At 60.0% G+C, this 20376-nt stretch carries 19 protein-coding genes; 9 read left to right on the top strand and 10 right to left on the bottom strand.

Translation table 11 applies throughout. The annotated features are described in order from the left end of the window. The first annotated feature begins 31 nt into the window (after positions 1-31). Entirely contained in the window at positions 32-811 is a 780-nt protein-coding gene (locus AC07V8_RS12920) for a phytanoyl-CoA dioxygenase family protein (protein ID WP_494678631.1), read from the top strand. Positions 812-833: 22 nt separating this feature from the next. After that, entirely contained in the window at positions 834-2051 is a 1218-nt protein-coding gene (locus AC07V8_RS12915; protein WP_494678632.1) for an FAD-dependent oxidoreductase, read from the top strand. Positions 2052-2062: 11 nt separating this feature from the next. Here the strand turns inward: AC07V8_RS12915 and AC07V8_RS12910 are convergent, their stop codons facing one another. Together AC07V8_RS12910 and AC07V8_RS12905 are read right to left on the bottom strand one after the other, a co-directional pair. Next, a complete protein-coding gene (locus tag AC07V8_RS12910; RefSeq protein WP_494678633.1) occupies positions 2063-3205 on the bottom strand; it encodes a PepSY-associated TM helix domain-containing protein in 1143 nt (380 codons plus the stop codon). Positions 3206-3376: 171 nt separating this feature from the next. Further along, entirely contained in the window at positions 3377-5401 is a 2025-nt protein-coding gene (locus tag AC07V8_RS12905) for a monovalent cation:proton antiporter family protein (RefSeq protein ID WP_494678634.1), read from the bottom strand. Between the two features lie 139 nt (positions 5402-5540). Between AC07V8_RS12905 and AC07V8_RS12900 the strand changes: the two genes are divergently transcribed. From AC07V8_RS12900 to hpf, 7 genes are all read left to right on the top strand, one after another. After that, entirely contained in the window at positions 5541-6572 is a 1032-nt protein-coding gene (locus AC07V8_RS12900) for a KpsF/GutQ family sugar-phosphate isomerase (RefSeq protein WP_494678635.1), read from the top strand. A gap of 119 nt (positions 6573-6691) precedes the next feature. Next, positions 6692-7204, top strand: a complete 513-nt coding sequence (locus AC07V8_RS12895; protein WP_494678696.1) for a KdsC family phosphatase — start codon at positions 6692-6694, stop codon at positions 7202-7204. After that, positions 7201-7806 carry an LPS export ABC transporter periplasmic protein LptC gene (gene lptC / locus AC07V8_RS12890; RefSeq protein WP_494678636.1) on the top strand — a complete coding sequence of 202 codons (606 nt, stop codon included), beginning with the start codon at positions 7201-7203 and terminating at the stop codon, positions 7804-7806. Before AC07V8_RS12895 ends, lptC begins: the two co-directional genes overlap by 4 nt. 55 nt (positions 7807-7861) lie before the next feature. Next, on the top strand, positions 7862-8404 hold the full coding sequence (gene lptA / locus AC07V8_RS12885) for a lipopolysaccharide transport periplasmic protein LptA (RefSeq protein ID WP_494678637.1): 543 nt from the start codon (positions 7862-7864) through the stop codon (positions 8402-8404). Beyond that, positions 8401-9147, top strand: coding sequence for an LPS export ABC transporter ATP-binding protein (gene lptB, locus AC07V8_RS12880; protein WP_211474601.1), 747 nt, complete (start codon positions 8401-8403; stop codon positions 9145-9147). Before lptA ends, lptB begins: the two co-directional genes overlap by 4 nt. 110 nt (positions 9148-9257) lie before the next feature. Next, on the top strand, positions 9258-10736 hold the full coding sequence (locus AC07V8_RS12875) for an RNA polymerase factor sigma-54 (RefSeq protein ID WP_098495111.1): 1479 nt from the start codon (positions 9258-9260) through the stop codon (positions 10734-10736). Positions 10737-10905: 169 nt separating this feature from the next. Further along, positions 10906-11256, top strand: a complete 351-nt coding sequence (gene hpf / locus AC07V8_RS12870; protein ID WP_494678638.1) for a ribosome hibernation-promoting factor, HPF/YfiA family — start codon at positions 10906-10908, stop codon at positions 11254-11256. A gap of 128 nt (positions 11257-11384) precedes the next feature. Here hpf and AC07V8_RS12865 read toward each other — a convergent pair whose 3' ends face one another. The 8 genes from AC07V8_RS12865 to AC07V8_RS12830 all read right to left on the bottom strand — a co-directional run bounded on the left by AC07V8_RS12865 (position 11385) and on the right by AC07V8_RS12830 (position 20233). Further along, positions 11385-12074, bottom strand: coding sequence for a DUF4197 domain-containing protein (locus tag AC07V8_RS12865; protein ID WP_494678639.1), 690 nt, complete (start codon positions 12072-12074; stop codon positions 11385-11387). A gap of 91 nt (positions 12075-12165) precedes the next feature. Then, positions 12166-13311, bottom strand: coding sequence for a deoxyguanosinetriphosphate triphosphohydrolase (locus AC07V8_RS12860; protein ID WP_494678640.1), 1146 nt, complete (start codon positions 13309-13311; stop codon positions 12166-12168). Continuing rightward, positions 13308-15056 carry a bifunctional shikimate kinase/3-dehydroquinate synthase AroKB gene (aroKB, locus tag AC07V8_RS12855; RefSeq protein WP_494721467.1) on the bottom strand — a complete coding sequence of 583 codons (1749 nt, stop codon included), beginning with the start codon at positions 15054-15056 and terminating at the stop codon, positions 13308-13310. The genes AC07V8_RS12860 and aroKB overlap by 4 nt, the downstream gene beginning before the upstream one ends. 61 nt (positions 15057-15117) lie before the next feature. Then, positions 15118-17292 (bottom strand): type IV pilus secretin PilQ, encoded by a 2175-nt coding sequence (locus AC07V8_RS12850; RefSeq protein ID WP_494678642.1) that lies wholly within the window; start codon positions 17290-17292, stop codon positions 15118-15120. Then, on the bottom strand, positions 17289-17837 hold the full coding sequence (locus AC07V8_RS12845) for a pilus assembly protein PilP (protein WP_098495106.1): 549 nt from the start codon (positions 17835-17837) through the stop codon (positions 17289-17291). The genes AC07V8_RS12850 and AC07V8_RS12845 overlap by 4 nt, the downstream gene beginning before the upstream one ends. Further along, positions 17834-18493, bottom strand: coding sequence for a type IV pilus inner membrane component PilO (locus AC07V8_RS12840; protein ID WP_494678643.1), 660 nt, complete (start codon positions 18491-18493; stop codon positions 17834-17836). Before AC07V8_RS12840 ends, AC07V8_RS12845 begins: the two co-directional genes overlap by 4 nt. 10 nt (positions 18494-18503) lie before the next feature. Next, positions 18504-19154, bottom strand: a complete 651-nt coding sequence (locus AC07V8_RS12835) for a PilN domain-containing protein (RefSeq protein WP_494678644.1) — start codon at positions 19152-19154, stop codon at positions 18504-18506. Next, complete coding sequence (locus AC07V8_RS12830; protein WP_230411577.1) at positions 19154-20233, bottom strand: pilus assembly protein PilM; 1080 nt, start codon at positions 20231-20233, stop codon at positions 19154-19156. Before AC07V8_RS12830 ends, AC07V8_RS12835 begins: the two co-directional genes overlap by 1 nt. Positions 20234-20376 lie beyond the last annotated feature (143 nt).

Raw genomic sequence — 20376 nt, 5'->3', positions numbered from 1 at the left:
GCGAAGCCGGGAGTGCAATAACGAGATAACGATGTCTACCAACACTACCCCGGCGCTGACTGCAACGCAGATCGACGCTTTCGAAAAAGATGGTTATTTGATTTTGCCGCGCCTGGTCGCGGCCGCCGATTGCGAACTGATGGCGGCCACCACCAACGCCCACCTGGCGCAGGCAGTGGCGCCGCTGGAATACGAATCGGAGGTCGGCTATGCCGGTGCGCCGAAGTCGCTCGACAGCGTCGGCGGCCGCACCGCGCGCCGCCTGCGCAATGCCTACCAGCGCGACGACAGCTATCGGGCCTGGGCCCGCAATCCGCAGCTGGTGGCGATGCTGGAACTGCTGCTGGGCGAAGCGGTTTGCCTGACCTTGTCGCACCACAATTGCGTGATGACCAAGCATCCGCACTTCGGCACCGCGACCGGCTGGCATCGCGATATCCGCTACTGGTCGTTCCCGCGCAACGAATTGATTTCGGTGTGGCTGGCGCTGGATAGCGAGAACGCGAACAATGGCGGGTTGCGCTTCATTCCAGGCTCCCACCGGCTCGACATCAAACCCGAGCAGATGGACCAGCTGGATTTCCTGCGCCCGGAAGTGGCCGCGAACCAGGCCCTGTTCACGCAGGGGAAATCGGTCGAACTGCAACAGGGCGACGTGGTGTTTTTCCACAGCGGCCTGTTCCATGCCGCCGGCCGCAACAATACCGAAACCGTCAAGGAATCGGTGGTGTTCGCCTATCACGGGAAAAGCAATCCGCCCGTGCCCGGCAGCCGGTCGGCCGCCTCAGAAGATATCCTGCTAAGCAGCTAATCACACCTCGGGATATTCCAGCATGCAGCGTATAGCCATCATAGGCGGCGGCACCGCGGGCGCCGCCAGCGCGCTGTTCCTGGCGCGCGCCGGCCACCAGGTCACGCTGTTCGAGCGCGTGGCGCAACCGAGCGCGGTCGGCGCCGGCATCCTGCTGCAGCCCACCGGCATGCATGTGCTGGACGCACTCGGCCTGCTGGAGCCTATCCTGGCCCACGGCGCCCGCAACGACCGCCTGTTCGGCACCACGGCCGGCGGCCGCACTGTGCTGGATGTGCGCTATCGTCATCACGATGTGCAGTCGTTCGGCCTTGGCCTGCATCGCGGCGCTTTGTTCTCCGTATTGTGGGAAGCGCTGAAGACTGCCGCCATCAAGGTCTGCAGCGGCATCAACATCTCCCGCATAGAGCAGCGCGGCGGCCAGGCCCTGCTGTTTTCACGCGATGCGGCGCCCGGCAGCGTCGAGACCGCGGCCGGTGAATTCGACTGCGCCGTGATTGCCGACGGCACCCGCTCGGACTTGCGGGCGGCGCTGGCGATTCCGCAAAAAGTGACGCCCTATCCCTGGGGCGCATTGTGGGCGCTGGTGCCGGACGACGGCCTGACCCAGGGCGGCTTGCGCCAGTGGTTCCGCCATGCGCAGCAGATGCTGGGATTGATGCCGACCGGATTTGCCTATCAGGAAATGACGCAACCTATCCTCAGCATGTTCTGGAGCCTGCGCGCGGATCGCTTGCCGCACTGGCAGGAGCAAGGCCTGACGGCGTGGAAGAAAACCGTGCTGGCGCTGGCGCCGGTAGCGTCGGTCCTGGAACACATACAAAGCCCGGATCAGCTCACCTTTGCGCGCTACGCCGATGTGCAGATGCGCCACTGGCACGACGGCCGGGTGGTCTGCATCGGCGACTGCGCCCATGCCACCAGTCCGCAACTGGGACAAGGCGCCAACCTGGCGCTGGTCGATGCCATGACGCTGGCGCAGTGTTTTGCCGAGAGTTCAGCGGTGACGCCGGCGCTGGCGCTGTATTCGCAACGGCGGCGCCCCCATCTGCGCTACTACCAGGGCGCCAGCAAGCTGCTGACGCCGTTCTTCCAGTCCGACTCGCGCATCGCCAGCACCTTGCGCGATATCGCTCTCGGTCCGGTCTGCCGCCTGCCGATCGCGCGCCAGCAGATGGCGCTGACGCTCAGCGGCAGCAAGACCGGCTGGATCTATGGCCGGTTGCGGCAAAAGAAATAGCCCGGAACCGGTCAGGCTTTGTGCAAATGGCGGGCGCGCACGATCGTTTCCGATTTGCGTTTTTTCAGCCAGATGGCGATGCCGGTAATCGTAAACAACAGCGGCAGCAAACCCAGGAAAGCGATCAGTATCTTGCCCGGCAAGCCCAGCAGCTGGCCGGTATGCAGACCGTACTGGACGCCGATGAAAGCGTCGCCGGCCGAGCCTTTGAGCGGATCGAGCGAACGCAGCACCTGGCCGTCGACGGCATCGACAAAGACCCGCACGCTGCCGCCATCCTGGATGTCGTTATGCCTGAGCATGCGTATCTGATACAGGCTGTGCTTGTCGTCGCGCGCAATGCGCACCGGGGTCGCCAGCGGCATGCTGGCCTGGGCCGAGGCCAGCGCCTGCTGCCAGCTGATCTGCGGTTTGCCTTCATGCGCCGAGGACTGCGGCGGCTTGCTCAGCGGCGATAGGCTGGCGACTACCGGCCGCGCCACATCCGGCAGATTCATCACGGCGCCGGTAAACGCCGATACCACCAGCAGCACGCCGGCTACCAGCCCAACCGAGCGATGCAAGTCATACATCAGGCGGAAACCGCCGGCGCCGCGCTTGACCGAGAGCGCCTTGCGCCAGCCGCTGCGATGCTTGGGCCAGGCCAGCGCGAAGCCGATCAGCAACGTCGCCAGCCACAGCAGGCCGAGGCTGCCGGAAATGATGGCGCCGGGCTTGTCCAGCAGCAGATAGCGATGCAGGCGGAACAGAAAGGGCATCAGGTTTTGCGGCCCCAGGCCGATTGCCTTGGTATTGCGCTCGCCAACCACCGCGGCGGTGACCGGATCGATGAACACAGTGTCGACCGCCAGCGCTTCATCTTCATGGCGCGCGCGCAGCCTTGCCTGCAGCGGCGCATCGGCATCCGCCGCCATCGCGAAGAAGGCCAAGCGCGCCTGCGGATAATCGTGCGCAACCTTGGCGGCCAGCGCATCGACGGGCTGGTGCGGGCCGCTGGCGGCGAGGTGGTAGAACTGCGGATTGAGCCAGGCGTCGATTTCGTCGTTGAATGCCAGCGCGGCGCCGGTCAGGCCCGCCATGACGATGAACAGGGACAGCAGCAAGCCGCTGTAGCGATGCAATTTGACCAACCAGTGACGTAGCGCCTTTTTCACAATCCCACACCTGCTCTTAAATCCTGAAAGATGGGTATTGTAATTGCCGGTTGAATGAGAATGGGTATTATTTAAGTTTTTTTACAAAAGCGAGCCACGGATCGATATCTTCGTTGTCTCGGAGGAAATATCAGGCCTTGATCCCAGCTCTTGAAACCGCACGGAATCATTTCAAAGATCTTCATCGCTGTGCTGGCTGGCGCTGGTCCACGCTTGTAGCAGACGCCCTTCGGCGCGCGAGATCGCCTCGGCGGCGCCGCGCAAGACAACAATGTCTCCTGCCTGCAGCACAGCCTCGGGCGTAATGGCGATGCCGCTGCGGCCGCGCCGCAAAGCGGTGATTTCCGCCCCCATCTCCGGCAGCCCCAGCCAAGCCAGGCTGCGGCCGATGGCCCTGGCGCCCTCCGGTAGCGCCACCGTATGCAGGCGCACCTGCAAATGATCCTCGGCGTCGGGGGCGTCATCGACGCCATGGAAGAATCCGCGCAGGGCGGCGTAGCGTTCGTCGCGCGAGGCCTGCACCCGGTGCACCACGCGCCGCAGCGGCACGCCCAGCATGACCAGCGCGTGCGAAGCCAGCATCAGGCTGCCCTCCATGGCTTCCGGCACCACTTCGGTGGCGCCGGCGGCGCGCAGCTTGTCGAGATCGGTGTCGTCGTAGCTGCGCACGATCACCGGCAGGCTCGGCGCCAGTTCGCTGACGTGATGCAATACTTTCAAGGCTGACGGCGTGCTGGCGTAAGTGATGACCAGGGCGGCGGCGCGGTGCACCCCCGCCGCCACCAGGCTTTCGCGGCGCGAAGCATCGCCGTAGGAAACGTGGGCGCCAGCGGCGCGCGCATCGCGCACCCGGTCCGGGTCGAGATCGAGGGCGTGGTAGCCGATGCCCTCTTCTTCCAGCAGCTTGGCCAGGCTCTGGCCGCTGCGGCCGAAGCCGGCGATGATCACATGCTTCTTGGTCGACATGGTGCGGGTGGCGATCTGCGTCAGCGCCAGCGACTGCATCATCCATTCATTGGCCGACAGCTTCATGACGATGGCGTCGGACTTGGCCAGGATGAAAGGCGCAGCCAGCATCGACAGCACCATCGACGCCAGGATCAGCTGCACCAGCAAGGGATCGACCAGCCGCAGGCCGCCAGCCTGGTTCAGCAGCACGAAGCCGAATTCACCGGCCTGCGCCAGCGCCAGCCCGGTGCGCAGGGCCACTCCGGTGGAGGAGCGGAAGATCTTGGCGAGGCCGGCGATCAGGGCGAACTTGAGGAACACCGGACCGATCAGCAACAGCAATACCAGCCACCAGTGCTCGAACACCAGGCGCAGGTTGAGCAGCATGCCGATGGTGATGAAGAACAGGCCCAGCAACACGTCGCGGAAGGACTTGATGTCTTCTTCCACCTGGTGCTTGTATTCGGTTTCCGAGATCAGCATGCCGGCGATGAAAGCGCCCAGCGCCAGCGACAGCCCGGCGCGCTCGGTAATCCAGGCGGCGGCCAGGGTGATCAGCAGCAGGTTCAGCATGAACAGTTCCTGCGAGCGGCGCCGCACCACGATCTGGAACCAGCGCCGCATCAGTTTCTGGCCGAAAAACAGCAGCAAGGCCAGCACCAGTAGCGCCTTGCCGCTGGCCCAGGCCAGCGTCGCCAGCAGGTTGCCGCTGTGCTCGGCCAGCGCCGGCACCACGATCAGCAGGGGCACCAGCGCCAGGTCCTGGAACAGCAGGATGCCGATGATGCGGCGCCCATGTTCGCTCTCCAGTTCCATTCTTTCCGTCAGCAGTTTGGAGACGATGGCAGTGGACGACATGGTCAGCGCGCCGCCCAGAGCGAACGCCGCCTGCCAGCTGATATTGGCGTATTGCGGCAGGATTAGCGCCATCATCCAGCTGAACAGCATGGTGGCGGCTATGGTCAGCAGCACCTGCGCCATGCCGAGGCCGAACACGATATGGCGCATCGCCGTCAGTTTCGGCAGGGAAAATTCGAGGCCGATCGAAAACATCAGGAACACCACGCCGAATTCCGCCAAGGCGTGGGTGGTAGCGTTGTCTTCGGCAAAACCGAGCGCATGCGGGCCGATCAGGATTCCCACCACCAGATAGCCCAGCATGGGCGGCAGGTGGAAACTACGGAACGCCACCACGCCCAATACCGCCGAGCCCAGCAGCAAAATTGTCAGTTCAAGTCCGGAAAGCATGCGCGCCTAAAAATTAGATTAACTCGATACCAACATTATGTTGCAGCAACGCCAAATGCGGATAGGCTGAACACAGATTAATTGAAGCGGATCTAGACTGGCAAGTTTTTTGCTTTGGGATTTCGTTTATACTTTCGGGATGACTCTACCCGATGCCCCAAATTCGCCCAAAACCTTGTCCGCAGCCTTCGATGCCGGACGTGCGCTGGAACTTGCCCGCAACACCCTGCAAATCGAAGCCGATGCCATCATTGCATTGAAAAACCGGATTTCCGACTCCCCCGATGATCCTTTCGCCAAGGCGATCGCCTTGCTGCTCGGCTGCAGCGGCCGGGTGGTGGTCTCCGGCATAGGAAAATCCGGCCATATCGCGCGCAAGATCGCTGCCACGCTGTCGTCCACCGGCACGCCTGCCCTGTTCATCCATCCGGCCGAAGCGGCCCATGGCGACCTTGGCATGGTGACCGAACACGATGCCTTCATCGCCATCTCCAATTCCGGCGAAACCGCCGAGCTGATGGCGATCGTCCCCATCATCAAGCGCATGGGCGCCACCCTGATCGCCATGACCGGCAAGCCGGAGTCGGCGCTGGCGCAACTCGCCAATGTGCACCTGGACGTGGCGGTGGCCCAGGAAGCCTGTCCTCTGAACCTGGCGCCGACCGCCAGCACCACCGCCACCCTGGCCATGGGCGACGCCCTGGCGGTGGCGCTGCTGGACGCGCGCGGCTTCCGCGAAGAAGACTTCGCCCGCTCGCATCCGGGCGGCGCACTGGGACGGCGCCTGCTGACCCATGTACGCGACGTCATGCGCAGCGGCGAGGCGATTCCGGCGGTGACGGCGGATGTCTCGCTCTCGCTGGCGCTGCTGGAAATCACGCGCAAGGGCATCGCCATGACAGCAGTGGTGGATGAGAATTTCCATGCAGTGGGCGTGTTTACCGACGGCGACCTGCGCCGCCTGATCGAGCAGGTGCAGGATTTCACCAAGCTCACGATTGCCGATGTCATGCACGCCAATCCGCGCACCATCAGCGCCGATCAGCTGGCGGTCGACGCGGTGCAGATGATGGAACAGTACCGCATCAACCAGCTGCTGGTGACCGACGCCAGCGGCAAGCTGGTCGGCGCACTGCATATCCATGACCTGACCCGCGCCAAGGTGATCTGATGACGGCCGCCATGGGGCGCAGCGGCGCCGACACGACTGCAGATGTATCAGGCGTCGATACGCCAGGCGTCGCTACACTGAGCGCTGACGTGAGAGCACGCGCTGCGCGGGTGCGCCTGATGATTTTCGATGTCGACGGCATCCTGACCGACGGCGGCCTGCTGTACGGCGCCGACGGCGAACAGCTCAAGCGCTTCAATGCGCTGGACGGCCACGGCATCAAGCAATTGCAGCAAAGCGGCGTCGCTACCGCCATCATCAGCGCACGGCAGTCGGCCATCGTCAGCCGCCGCGCCGGCGATCTCGGCATCGCCCACGTGCAGCAAGGCGTGCACGACAAGTACGCGGCGTTCATCAAGCTGCTGGAACAGCTGCAGCTGAGCGCCGCCGATTGCGGCTTCATCGGCGACGATGTAATCGACCTGCCTATCCTGTCGCAGGCCGGTTTTGCAGTCAGCGTGCCGAACGGCCATCGCGATGTCCGTTCACGCGTGCATTACGTGACGCAGGCCAGCGGCGGCCACGGCGCCGCGCGCGAAATCTGCGACCTGATCATGCAAGTGCAGAATACCTATGACGCCACGCTGGCGGCCTATCTGCGCAGCAACCAGCCAGGCGCGACTCAGGCATGAAAAATCTCCGCACCACTTACCGCTTTCGCTTCATGCTGCTGCTGGTATTGTTCATCCTGCTGGCCTTGGGCAGCTTCTGGCTGCTGCAGGTCATGCACAAGAATACCGAAGACCTGCTGCCGAAGCCGGCGCGCACCCAGCCGGATTACTATGTCGAGCATTTCAACTATGTGCAGATGGCGCCGAACGGCCAGCCGCGCTACAACATTTCGGGCGACCTGCTGACCCACAATCCGGTCAACGATTCCTTCGATGTGCAAAAGCCGGTGATCCACAGCCTGGACAAGGAAAAGCCGCCGATGAACCTGGTCGCCAACCGCGCCATGATTGAAGACAACAACAGCAAGGTGCATCTGTACGAGAATGTCAACGCCGACCGGCCAAAGACGCCGCTGGCCGACAATTTCCATCTGAAATCCGAATATCTGCTGCTGTTGCCCGACGACGACATCATGGAATCCGACAAGCCTGTGGAAATCACCCTGGGACTGTCGACCTTGAACGGCACCGGCATGCATTTCAATAATTCCACACGCGAACTGAAGCTGTTCAGCAAGGTGCACGGCGTCCTGCGCAACACGCCGCGTGCGGCAGCAAAGTAAGCGGATCAGCAAGACAATTTATGTGTAGGCCTCTATCCATTACCCAGGATTTTTCATGAAACGAATATTTTTTCTCTCTCTGCTGCTGCTTGGCGCCATCGGCGTCGCTCGCGCGGAAAAAGCCGATTCCGAGAAGCCGACCCTGATCGACTCCGACACCCTCACCTATGACGACGTCAAGCAGGTCAACGTCGCTACCGGCAATGTGGTCCTGACCCGCGGCACGCTGATCATGAAAGCCGACCGCGTGGTGGTGACCACCGATCCATCCGGCTATCAGTTCGCCACCTTGTATGCGGCCCCGGGCAAGCTGGCCACTTTCAAGCAAAAGCGCGATGGCGGCCCGGACCTGTGGATCGACGGCCACGCCGAACGCATCGAATACGACGGCAAGACTGAAATCACCAAGCTGTTTTCCAAGGCGCAGATGCGCCGCCTGCAAGGCGACAAGCCGACCGACGAAGTGAACGGCGAGTTCATTTCCTACGACAGCCGCACTGAATTCTATTCCGTCAACAACACCGTCAACGGCGTCAGCCAGCCTGGCGCCGGCCGCATCCGCGCCGTCATCCAGCCACGGCCAAAGGCGGCGCCATGAGCGCCCCTAGCACGCTGATCGCCAGGGGCCTGCAAAAAAGCTATGGCGCGCGCCAGGTGGTGCATGACGTCTCGCTCGAAGTGCGCTGCGGCGAAGTGGTCGGCTTGCTGGGTCCGAACGGCGCCGGCAAGACCACTTCGTTCTACATGATTGTCGGCCTGGTGCCTTCGGACGGCGGCGAGATCGATCTGGACGGCGTCGATATTTCGCGCCTGCCTATCCATCGCCGCGCGGTGCTGGGCCTGTCCTACCTGCCGCAGGAAGCATCGGTATTCCGCAAGCTGACGGTGGAAGACAATATCCGCGCCGTGCTGGAACTGCAGCGTCCCAACGGCAAGGCGCTCGGCAAGGCCGAGATCGATGAACAGCTGCACAAGCTGCTGCACGAGCTGCAGATTGAAAAACTGCGCGAGAGCCAGGCCCTGTCGCTCTCGGGCGGCGAACGGCGGCGCGTCGAGATCGCCCGCGCGCTCGCCACCAATCCGCGCTTCGTGCTGCTGGATGAACCGTTCGCCGGGATCGATCCGATCGCCGTGATCGAGATCCAGCGCATCGTCCGCTTTCTCAAGGAACGCGGCATCGGCGTGCTGATCACCGATCACAATGTGCGCGAAACGCTGGGCATCTGCGACCGCGCCTACATCATCAATCAGGGCAGCGTGCTGGCCAGCGGCAGTCCGGACGACATCATCGCCGACGAGTCGGTGCGGCGGGTCTATCTGGGCGAGCATTTCCGCATGTAGTTTCGCTGATGCGGGAATGAAGTAATTGCATACAGATTAATCCGCCGCGCCAGTGCGGCTCTTAAACTCCGTACAACAAATAACAGAAGTGAATTGTCCGCACGGAAGCCATGAAACAATCACTCCAGCTACGCACCTCTCAACATCTTGCGCTGACTCCTCAGCTGCAGCAGTCGATCCGTCTGCTGCAGCTTTCCACGCTTGAGTTGCATCAGGAACTGGAACAGATCCTGTCTGACAACCCGATGCTGGAGCGGGTCGACGATCCGCTTGATAATTCGGTGCGGCTGCTGGCGGACGGCGCCATCAGCGGCACTGCGTCGACCATGGAGGCGCCGGCCGGCGACAGCGAAGTCAGCAGCTCGCCGACCGAGAGCGAAGCCAGCGCCGAAGCGCCGGCGGCTGAAAGCAGTACCGACAATGCCGACAGCGAATGGAGTTTCGACGACATCTCGCGCAGCGCGAAAACCTCGGACGATGAAGATGCGCGGCCGCAGCTGGAGGCGCATGAAACGACGCTGCGCGAACATCTGCTGCAGCAGATGCGCGAAGCCATGCACGACTTGCGCGACCGCGCGCTGGTCGAGCTGATGATCGATGCGCTGGACGACAACGGCTACCTGGAAGAGTCGCTGGAAGAAATCCTGGAGCGCCTGCCGGCCGAGCTGGAGATCGCCGTCGAAGAATTGTCGATGGCGCTGAAAATGGTGCAGAGCTTCGACCCGGCCGGCGTCGGCGCGCGCAACGCGCCGGAATGCCTGGCCTTGCAGATCAAGCGGTTTGTCAAAGTGCCATTCGTCACCCGCCGCCTGGCATTGGCGATTGTGCAAGATCACCTGGCGCTGTTTGCGCAGCGCGATTTCAATAAAATCAAGAAAGCCCTGGATTGCGACGACGAGGACCTGCGCGAAGCGCAAGCTGTCATCAAGCAGTGCAATCCCCACCCCGGCGCGCCGTTCGCCGCCAACGCTTCCGACTATGTGGTGCCGGACGTGATCGTCAGGCGCAGCAAGCAAGGCTGGCAGGTGATGCTGAACAATGACGTCATGCCAAGACTCCGGGTGAATGTCCTGTATGCCAACATCCTGAAGCAGAGCAAGGGCGATGGCGCACTCACTTCGCAGCTGCAGGAAGCCAAGTGGCTGATCAAGAATATGCGGCAGCGTTTCGACACCATTTTGCGCGTTGCACAAGCGATCGTCGAACGCCAGCGGAACTTCTTTTCCCACGGCGCGGTCGCCATGCGGCCGCTTGTGTTGCGCGAAATAGCTGATACACTGGGTCTACACGAGAGTACTATTTCACGTGTGACCACTCAGAAATACATGCTCACTCCCCACGGGATGTTTGAACTGAAGTATTTCTTCGGCAGCCATGTTGCTACTGAGGCAGGTGGAGAGGCTTCCTCAACAGCAATCAGGGCACTCATTAAGCAACTCATAGGAGCGGAAGATTCAAGAAACCCTTTCTCTGACAGCAAGATTGCCGACATGCTTGCGGAACAAGGTATGGTGGTCGCCCGCCGCACCGTCGCAAAATATCGCGAAGCACTAAAAATTCCGTCTGTTAATCTGCGCAAGGCCTTGTAGTTTTTTCTGGTTTGATTGTTAAGCTTACCCTTGCTATGTTCGGACATTACGGCTGTTTGTTATTTAGCGACTCTTGCCAGAACAGTCCCAGTCTCTTGTAGATTGTTCGCCTAAAGATTCAACGCAGTCTGTTCAGAACCGCCAGCAATATTCTTGATAGGAGCGCTGTATGAACTTCACCATCAGTGGGCATCACCTCGAAGTAACCCCTGCCATTCGCGAATATGTACAAAGCAAACTAGAGCGTATCAAACGCCACTTCGACCAGGTCATCGATATCAACGTGATCTTGAGCGTCGACAAACTCACTGAAAAAGAAAAGCGCCAGAAAGCGGACATCACGCTGCGCGTAAAGGGAAAAGATCTGCATGCCGAAAGCATTGCCCACGATCTTTATGCCGCCATTGATACGCTGATCGACAAGCTCGATCGCCAGGTCATCAAGTACAAGGACAAGATGCAGGATCACCAGCACGATGCGATCAAGCATCTGCCGGAAGAGCTCCCCGCCACGACCTGAACGGCCGCCAATCCGGGCGCTGCAGCTGACTAGCTGGCGCCGATAGAAAGAACAAGGGCGCAGTTAATGCGCCCTTTGTTATTTTCAGACCGTTTTACAAGTAAATCGTATTATTTTTTGCATCGCGCCTATTTGAGAGCGCCGAACACCTTGCCGATGATCGCGCTGCCGGCGCCGACCGGATCCTGGCGTATCGCTTTCTCTTCTTCACCGATGATGGTGTACAGGCCGTCCAGTGCACGTTGCGTGACATAACCTTCCACCGTCGACTGCTGCGCCGGCACCATGCCGGTCTTGCCGACCTGCCCCATGACCGCGTTATATTGGGCCGACAAGCCGTTGCGGTCGGTCACGCCTTTGACGATGGGCAGGAATTTCTGGCCCAGTTGCGCCGACGTCTTTTGCTTGAAAAAATCGGTCACCGAGGTGTCGCCGCCGGTCAGGATATTTTTGGCATCGGTCACCGACATCGACTTGACCGCATTCAGCAGCAAAGGCTTGGCCAGCGGCACCGCCTGTTCCGCGGCGTGGTTCATCGACACCACCAGATCGTCCAGCTTCTGGCCCTGGCCGGTCATGCGCAAAATGGGCATGGCCTTGTCGAGCACGCTGGGCAAGCCGATCTTGACCTTGTCGTTGTTCAGAAAACCATTTTCGACACCCAGCTTGGACACCGCCACATCCGCGCCTTTTTGCAGGGCGGCTTTGAGGCCGCTGCTGGCATCCTGGTTGCTGAGGTCGCCCAGCGACAGGGCAAGCGCCGCGGACGCTGTTGCCGCCAGGCTCAGTGTGATTGCTGTTTGAAATAGAGTCCGCATAATGATCCTTGAAGAAGTTGAATGGATAAGCCAAAGTCTAACTCAATTTATTGCAAACAAATCAAGAAAGAAAATGTCTGCCGGGCGGCGCCTACAGATGCCCTTCATCCACCAGGAACAGGCGCCGGTGCTCGCGGATCGCATAACGGTCGGTCATGCCGGCGATATAGTCGGCAATCGCGCGCGCCTGCTGCTGTTCCGACTCCCGCTGATCGAGCTGATAGTCGGGCGGCAGCAGGGATGGCTCGGCGCTGAAGCAGGCATACAGCTCAGCGACGATGCGGCGGGCCTTGGCCGTCATGCGGTTGACCAGGTAGTGGCGATACAGGTTTTCGCGCAGGAAGCGTTTCAGCAACGCGGCCTGCTGCGCCATGCCGTCGGAGAAGGCAATCAGCGGCGGCGCATTGCGGACATCGTCGACCGTCTGCAGCCTGGCATCCAGGATGCGCTGCTGCGAGGTCTGGATCAGGTCGGTGATCAAGGCATTGATCATGCGCCGGATGGTCTCGTTGATCGCCCGGCGCCCGCCCAGGCCCGGGAACAGCTGTTCGACCTGGCGGCTGTGCTGCGCATAGAAATCGATCTGGTTCATCTGCTCCAGGGTCAGCAGGCCGGAGCGCAAGCCATCGTCGATATCGTGATTGTTGTAGGCGATCTCATCGGCCAGGTTGGCCACCTGCGCTTCCAGCGTCGGCTGCTTGCGCTGGATGAAGCGCTGGCCGATATCGCCCAGTTTCCTGGCATTGGCCAGCGAACAATGCTTGAGGATGCCCTCGCGCGTCTCGAACATCAGGTTCAAGCCGTCAAACGCGCCGTAGCGCTGCTCCAGCTTGTCGACCACCCGCAGGCTCTGCAGATTGTGTTCGAAGCCGCCATGGGCCTCCATGCAGTCATTCAAGGCATCCTGGCCGGCATGGCCGAACGGCGTATGGCCGAGATCGTGGGCCAGCGAGATGGCTTCCACCAGATCTTCGTTCAATTGCAGGCTGCGCGCGATCGAGCGGGCGATTTGCGCGACTTCGATGCTGTGCGTCAGGCGCGTGCGGAACAGGTCGCCTTCGTGGTTGACGAACACCTGGGTCTTGTATTCCAGCCGGCGGAAAGCGGTGCAATGGATGATGCGGTCGCGGTCGCGCTGGAATTCAGTGCGCGAACCGGGCGACTCCTCTTCAAACAAACGTCCTCGCGATTGCGCAGAATGTGCGGCATAGGGAGCGAGAGACGTTTCGTGGTTCATTGCGGCAGGTCTCCGGAGGCAAGTTGCTGAAGCGTCGCCAGCAGCGCCTCTTGCGGCGCGGTGGCGATCAGGTGGCTGCCGAGCGGTTTCATCAGGATGAACCTGATCTGGCCATCTTCGTTTTTCTTATCGACCTGCATCAGCTCCAGCCAGCGCTGGGCGCCGAGATTGGGCGCCTCGGTCGGCAGGCCGGCGGCGCGCACCAGCGCGCACACGCGTTCCTTGTCGATGGCTGTGATGTGGCCGAGCCGATGCGACAAGTCAGCCGCCATCACCATGCCGCAGCCGACCGCTTCGCCGTGCAGCCACTTGCCGTAGCCGAGGCCGGACTCGATCGCGTGGCCGAAGGTATGGCCGAAATTCAGGATGGCGCGCAAACCGCCCTCACGCTCATCCTGGCGCACGACGTCGGCTTTCAGCTCGCAGGAACGGCGGATCGCGTAGGCCAGCGCAGCGTTGTCGCGCGCCATCAGCTTATCGATATTGTTTTCGATCCATTTGAAAAATTCGGCGTCGATCACGGCGCCGTACTTGATCACCTCGGCAAGACCGGCGGACAGCTCGCGCTCCGGCAAGGTATGCAGGGTCATGGTATCGGCGATCACCGCCTGCGGCTGGTAAAAGGCGCCGATCATGTTCTTGCCGAGCGGATGGTTGATGCCGGTCTTGCCGCCAACGGAGGAATCGACCTGCGCCAGCAAGGTGGTCGGAATCTGCACGAAGGGTACGCCGCGCATGTAGGCGGAGGCCGCGAAACCGGTCAGGTCGCCGATCACGCCGCCGCCGAGGGCGATCAGGGTGGTCTTGCGATCGCATTTTGCGCTCAGCAGGCGATCGAAGATCTGCATCAGGCTGGCCCAGTTCTTTTCTTCCTCGCCGTCCGGCAGCACGATTTCCAGCACGCTCTTGCCGGCGTCGCGCAGCGTCTGGCTGACGCGCTCGAGATACAGCGGCGCCACGACGGTGTTGGTCACGATGACCACCTGCTTGCCGGCAATCAGGCGGGCGATGCGTTCGCGGTCAGCCAGCAGAGATGGCCCGATCTCGATCGGATAGCTGCGCTCGCCCAGTTCTACCTGGAGCGTGATGGCCGGCGCGGTTGCCGAAGGTGTGGACTGCTGATTCATAAAATGACTTGGTGATTGAAAAGGCAGATTGCTATTTTGACCGGGATTGCCGTCGCCTGCCTGCAGCGCCTGCCCGGACGCTTGCTCAGGGTCGTCGGCCTGCACATCGAGCTGGCTCAAAATGCTGTGCACCAGGAATTGTACGTTAGGTCGGCCGGTATCGATGACTATGTCGGCAACTTCGCGGTAATACGGCTCGCGCTGGCGCGACAGCTCTTCCAGCCGGCGGCGCGGATCGGCGGTTTGCAGCAGGGGACGGTTCTTGTCGCGGCTGGTGCGCTGGAGGATGTTGTGGATGCTGGCACGCAGGTAGATCACGGTGCCGCGGGTTTTCAGGTATTCGCGATTTTCGGCACGCATGATGGCGCCGCCGCCGGTCGCCAGCACGATGCCGCTGCGGGCGCTCAGGTCACGGATGACTTCAGTCTCGCGCTGACGGAAGCTCTCTTCCCCTTCGATTTCGAAAATCAAGGGAATCGAGACGCCGGTGCGCGCCTCGATTTCGTGGTCGGAATCAATGAAAAGCTTGTTGAGTTTTCTTGCCAGGGCGCGGCCAACCGTAGTCTTGCCCGCGCCCATCAGGCCTACCAGAAAGATATTGCCTGTGTACCTTACCATTTCACTGCTCGACCTTTTGCTCATGTGCGGACACCGGCATCAAGCCGGTGTCCCTGTGCAATCAGTGCGCAGCGATGCGGTCGATGACAACTTTCGGTGTCAGGAAAATCAATAATTCAGTTCGTTTGCTAACAACTGCGGATTGTTTGAAAAGATAACCCAGAACCGGAATATCTCCAAGCAGGGGGATTTTATTGACATCATTTGTAGTTTCCTGAGTATAAATCCCGCCAATCACTACAGTTCCGCCGTTTTCGACCTGGACCTGGGTCTGAACATGCTTGGTATCGATCGAAACACCACCGGGAACGACTTTGCCAACGCTGTCATTCGTAACGTCGACTGTCAAAATCACATTTCCATCCGGTGTAATTTGCGGCGTAACTTCCAGTTTCAGGTTGGCTTTCTTGAACTCAACCGAGGTAGCGCCACTGCTTGTCGCATTTTGGTATGGAATTTCCGTACCCTGCTCAATCAAGGCTTTTTGTTGGTCCGCCGTCACCACACGTGGACTGGAAATGATCTTGCCTTGCCCATCCGCTTCCAGTGCCGACAGCTCAAGGCTAATAAATTTAGATGCAGCGGCATTGAACAGTGTCAATGCTACAGAGCCTGCAGTACCGGTCTGTGGCGATGCCGGCAAATTCACCGAGTTACCGGCAGATCCAGGCACTATTCCGTTGACCGGCGCGGTTTGCGAACCGCCAGAATTGACGTTCCTGCTGTTAAAGCCAAATCCGAGTTTGGCGCCAAGATTACGGCTAAAACCATCCCTCGCTTCAACCATGCGTGCTTCGATCAATACCTGCCTCGATGCGATATCCACTTTTTGCACCAGATTGCGGATGTTTTGCAGTATGGTCGGCGTATCGGTCACGAACAACTGATTGGTGCGCGGATCGATCACGGCGCTGCCGCGCGACGACAAAATACTGTTTTTCTTACCGCCGCCACCGCCGCCGCCGCCGGCGTCGTCAATACCAAAGATCTTCTTGAAGGCATCGGCTTTTTGATAGTTCAACTGGAATGACTCGGTGCGCAACGGCTCCAACTCGGCAATCTGCGAACGCTGTTCAAGTTCCAGCTTCTCTTTCGTCAGCAGCTCATCCTTAGGTGCGATCCAGATAACCGTGCCGTTCTTGCGCATGTCCAGACCCTTGGCCTGCATCACGATATCCAAAGCCTGGTCCCAAGGCACGTCTTTCAGGCGCAGGGTGAGATTGCCGCCGACGGTATCGCTGGTAATGATATTCAAACCGGTAAAATCGGCAATCACTTGCAGCACCGAACGCACTTCGACGTTCTGGAAATTCAGGGACAGCTTGTCGCCGCGATAGCCCTGGGTGCCTTGCGCCAGCTTGTTCGGGTCTTCCTTGAGCGGCTTGACTTCAATCACCAGCTGGCTATCGCTTTGATAGGCGCTTTGCTCCCACAGCCCTTTCGGCTCGATGATCATGCGGACATTCTCACCCTGAGTCACGGTGCTGATGGTCTTGACCGGCGTGCCGAAATCGCCCACATCCAGCTTGCGGCGCAGGACATCGGGCAAGCTGGTCTTAAGGAAATCAACCACGATCGTCTGCCCCTGCTGACGGACATCGACGCCGACCTGCGCGTTCGGCAAGTCGATCACAACCCGGCCTTCACCGGCAGTGCCGCGGCGGAAATCGATATCGCGCAGCGCAGGTTTGCCATTCAACAAAGGCGCGGCGGCGGCAGGCGCCGTAGCGTTTGCCGTCCTGGCCGCCGGCTGCACCGGCATGCCGGCGGCATTTACCGGAGACGCCAGGCTGCCGGAACCGTCGATCGTGACGACCAGCGCATTGCCGTCCATCGCCGTCGCATAGGACAGGGATCGCTTCAGATTGAATACCAGGCGTGAACGGTCGTCAGCTTGCGCCAGCAGTACGTTGCGGACATCGCCCAAGCTGATGTCTTGCGATGTTTTGCCGGTGGCGTTGCCGACACCGATAAAGTCGAAGGCAATCCGCGCCGGGCTGAGGATGGAAAACGCCGTCGGCTGGCTGCTCAGCGGCCGCTTGAAACTGATCTTGACGATCACGTTGGCGCCTTGCTGGTTGGCGCTGATCGACGTGATGGCGTTGTCTTCGGCCGCCGTCGCTGCAGCGCTGAATCCGACCATGCAGATCAATGCCCCCAGCAGCAATGCTTTCTGTCGAATCCTGCTCAGCCGACTCACGCCCAGGCTAACTAATTTTTTTCCTGCTGCAATCATTTTGTGCTCTCCTGCAACGCTAACTTGGCTTCGCGCTCGACCCATTCGCCGGACGCATCTTGTACGATTTCTTTCAGATTTACTTCAGATTCGGTAATGCTGGTGACCATGCCGAAATTCTGCCCGATGTAGTTGCCCACCTTGGCTTGAAACACGGTTTTGTCGACTTGCAGCAAGACATAGCTCAATCCTACCTTCTGCAAGGTACCAACCATCTTGATGGTATCCAGAGGATAGTTTTCCAGCGTTTCACGGCGGCGGTCCATGTTCGGCTTCAGGCCGTTTGACTTGCCCTGCAGCTTGGCCAGCGCCACCAGCAGCTTGTTAGGATTGTAGGGATCGATACTGCTTGCGCCGCCATACACGAAGGGAATGAATTTCTTAGGCTCGGTCAGCTTCGGAATCCCCACCTTGGTGTGACTCTTGACGTCGGCCATCCAGTCCTTCAATTCCTGCACGCCGCTGTCGCCGCAACCTGACAATGTTGAGATGAATACGACAAAAAATGTCACCCGGGTCAGACGCCCAATGCGAAAAAACGTCATTTTTGACCTTTCTGTTTAGCTGAATCGGCGGCCTTGCGCTGTTCCGCCACCTCGTCCTTATCCAGATAACGGAAGGTCTTGGCAATCGCATCCAGGCTCAACGTACCGTCCTTGCCGGTCACCAGATTCATGTTGTTCAAGGTCACGATGCGCGGCAGGTTGGCGATATCGCTGGCGAATGAACCGACGTCATGATAGTTGCCGGCCACCTTGATGTTGATCGGCAGTTCAGCGTAGTAATCTTTCACCACCACCTGGCCAGGCTTGAACAGCTCGAACTGCAAGCCGCGCCCCAGGCCAGCCTGGTTGATATCTGACAGCAGCGCATCCATCTCTGCCTTGCTCGGCAGTTGCTTCTCCAAGGTCGCAACATAGTCGGCGACTTGCAGTTTTTGTTTCTGCAAGGCTTCCAGGTTGATGGCTTGCTGAATCTTCGACTTGTATTGCTCTTTCAGCTGGACTTCCTGTTGCTCGCCGGCGTTGAGTGCGTCCTGCTGATCGCTCCAGTAAAAAAACCAGCCGACCACTAGCACCACCAGAAATACGCCCACGCCCGACAAAATGCGCGGCACGATCGGCCATTGGCCGGGGTGGCGGCCATTCAATCCGCGAAACTGCGCGCTTAGCGAGGCGCTCAAATTATTCATATCCGTCATTGCGCGTCTCTCATTTCAAGGTTGCGGCTGGAGCGCCGGTGCCGGCTACCGCAGCAACTGCATTTTTCGGGGTCGCTGCGCCATCTTTCGCATCCTTGTCAGACGGCCGTTTGATCCCGACATTGACGGTAAACGCGAAGACATGCTTGCTGTCGCGCCCGTTTCCGCCAATATTTGTTGCCCGGATTTCAACCAGATCAGGACGCTCCAGCCAGGCCGAGTTATTGCTCAAATTACGCAATAGCTCCGACACCCGTTCGTTCGACTGCGCATAGCCATTCAATGCGACCCGCTGGCCTTCCTGCTTGAGGGAGTTCAGATAGACCCCTTCCGGCACCTGCTTGACCAACTCGTCCATCAGATAGACAGGCTGGTTGCGGTCGCTCTGCAAGTCCTCAACGGCTTGCTGGCGCGCCTTCAAGGCATCGATTTCCTGTTTAAGCGTGGCGACTTCCTTGATTTCACCGTCTAGCCGGGTGTTTTCGGCAGTGATGAAGCGGTTGCGTTCGGTCTGGTTAGCGATCTGGTTGGCGAAAAAAGCGCCGACCAGCAGCACTGTAATCAAGCCGATCATGGCGGACAGCGCCAGCAAGGCGAAATAAGCGTTCTTGCGCTGCTTACGCTTGGCTTCGCGGTGCGGTAATAGATTAATTTTGATCATCAGCCAAATCTCCGCATGGCCAGGCCGCAAGCAACCAGATAGGACGGCGCATCCATGCGCAATTGTTTTTCACGTACGTTAGGCCCCAGCTGCATGCCGGTAAACGGGCTCACCACCGAGGTGGAAATCTTGGCGCGCCCAGCCACCACCTCGACCAGGCCGGGGATAGTGGCGCAACCGCCAGCCAGGAACAGCTGGTCGAGCCGGGTATACGGCGTCGAGGTAAAGAAGAACTGAATCGCACGCGTGACTTCCAGCGCCGCGCTTTCCAGGAAGGGATTGAGAACTTCCTGCTCGTAACCCTCAGGCAGGTCGCCATTGCGTTTCTTGGTATCGGCTTCCTCGTACGACAGGCCGTAAGCGCGCACGATGTCCTGGGTCAGCTGATTGCCGCCAAACGGCTGCTCACGCTCGTAGATCAGCTGGCCATCCAGCAGCGCCGAGACGTGCGTGGTCTGGGTGCCGATCTGGAACAGGCCAACGATCTGACCCTGTCCGGCTTTCGGCAACTGCCCGATGATGCGGTTGATGGCCGCGCGCGCCGCATACGACTCGATGTCCATCACGGTCGGCTTGAGGCCCGCGGCTTCCGCCACCGCTACCCGATCCTCGACCTTTTCCTTGCGGGTCGCCGCCAGCAGGACTTCGACATCGTCCGGCGAATGCTGGGCCGGCCCGATCACGTCGAAATCGAGACTGACTTCGTCCAGTGCAAACGGAATATATTGGCTGGCCTCGGATTCGACCTGCATCTCCAGCTCTTCTTCCAGCATGCCGCTGGCCAGAATGATTTTCTTGGTGATGACAGATGCCGGCGGCATGCCCAGGGCCACCAGCTTGGTGCTGGAGCCGCTTTTTTTCCACAGCCGGCGGATGACTTCCGTGACTTGCTCGATATTTTCAATATTGCCATCCACCACCGCTCCCCGCGGCAGTGGTTCAGAGGCGTAGCGGTCAAGACGCAGCTGATCCTTGCCGGTTTCCGACAATTCGACCAGCCTGACGCCTGACGTGCTGATATCGATCCCCACCAGCGGCGGGTTCTTTTTACCGATCAGCGATCCTAGATCTAATGCCAAGAGCATTTCTCCCGAGTATGTATTATTTGGGGAACATTCTGCCTGCAAGGCGGTCGCATTAGCGGAATACCGTCTCGAAGTTAGGATAAACCTGTAAAACAGGGCTTACAGCAATGTTAAATTTTATAAGGTGAAATCGTAGC

The organism is Collimonas sp. GW821-FHT02H07 (assembly GCF_059421505.1).
Note: the sequence above shows the minus strand (reverse complement) of the source record. Positions and strands in the feature narration are given on the sequence as shown.

Excerpts from the sequence above, each read along its gene's own strand:
- AC07V8_RS12920 (WP_494678631.1), top strand. The coding sequence starts at position 32 with ATGTCTACCAACACTACCCCGGCGCTGACTGCAACGCAGATCGACGCT.
- AC07V8_RS12915 (WP_494678632.1), top strand. The coding sequence starts at position 834 with ATGCAGCGTATAGCCATCATAGGCGGCGGCACCGCGGGCGCCGCCAGC.
- AC07V8_RS12905 (WP_494678634.1), bottom strand. The coding sequence starts at position 5,401 with ATGCTTTCCGGACTTGAACTGACAATTTTGCTGCTGGGCTCGGCGGTA.
- AC07V8_RS12900 (WP_494678635.1), top strand. The coding sequence starts at position 5,541 with ATGACTCTACCCGATGCCCCAAATTCGCCCAAAACCTTGTCCGCAGCC.
- AC07V8_RS12895 (WP_494678696.1), top strand. The coding sequence starts at position 6,692 with ATGATTTTCGATGTCGACGGCATCCTGACCGACGGCGGCCTGCTGTAC.
- lptC (WP_494678636.1), top strand. The coding sequence starts at position 7,201 with ATGAAAAATCTCCGCACCACTTACCGCTTTCGCTTCATGCTGCTGCTG.
- lptA (WP_494678637.1), top strand. The coding sequence starts at position 7,862 with ATGAAACGAATATTTTTTCTCTCTCTGCTGCTGCTTGGCGCCATCGGC.
- lptB (WP_211474601.1), top strand. The coding sequence starts at position 8,401 with ATGAGCGCCCCTAGCACGCTGATCGCCAGGGGCCTGCAAAAAAGCTAT.
- AC07V8_RS12875 (WP_098495111.1), top strand. The coding sequence starts at position 9,258 with ATGAAACAATCACTCCAGCTACGCACCTCTCAACATCTTGCGCTGACT.
- hpf (WP_494678638.1), top strand. The coding sequence starts at position 10,906 with ATGAACTTCACCATCAGTGGGCATCACCTCGAAGTAACCCCTGCCATT.
- AC07V8_RS12865 (WP_494678639.1), bottom strand. The coding sequence starts at position 12,074 with ATGCGGACTCTATTTCAAACAGCAATCACACTGAGCCTGGCGGCAACA.
- AC07V8_RS12860 (WP_494678640.1), bottom strand. The coding sequence starts at position 13,311 with ATGAACCACGAAACGTCTCTCGCTCCCTATGCCGCACATTCTGCGCAA.
- aroKB (WP_494721467.1), bottom strand. The coding sequence starts at position 15,056 with ATGGTAAGGTACACAGGCAATATCTTTCTGGTAGGCCTGATGGGCGCG.
- AC07V8_RS12850 (WP_494678642.1), bottom strand. The coding sequence starts at position 17,292 with ATGATTGCAGCAGGAAAAAAATTAGTTAGCCTGGGCGTGAGTCGGCTG.
- AC07V8_RS12845 (WP_098495106.1), bottom strand. The coding sequence starts at position 17,837 with ATGACGTTTTTTCGCATTGGGCGTCTGACCCGGGTGACATTTTTTGTC.
- AC07V8_RS12840 (WP_494678643.1), bottom strand. The coding sequence starts at position 18,493 with ATGACGGATATGAATAATTTGAGCGCCTCGCTAAGCGCGCAGTTTCGC.
- AC07V8_RS12835 (WP_494678644.1), bottom strand. The coding sequence starts at position 19,154 with ATGATCAAAATTAATCTATTACCGCACCGCGAAGCCAAGCGTAAGCAG.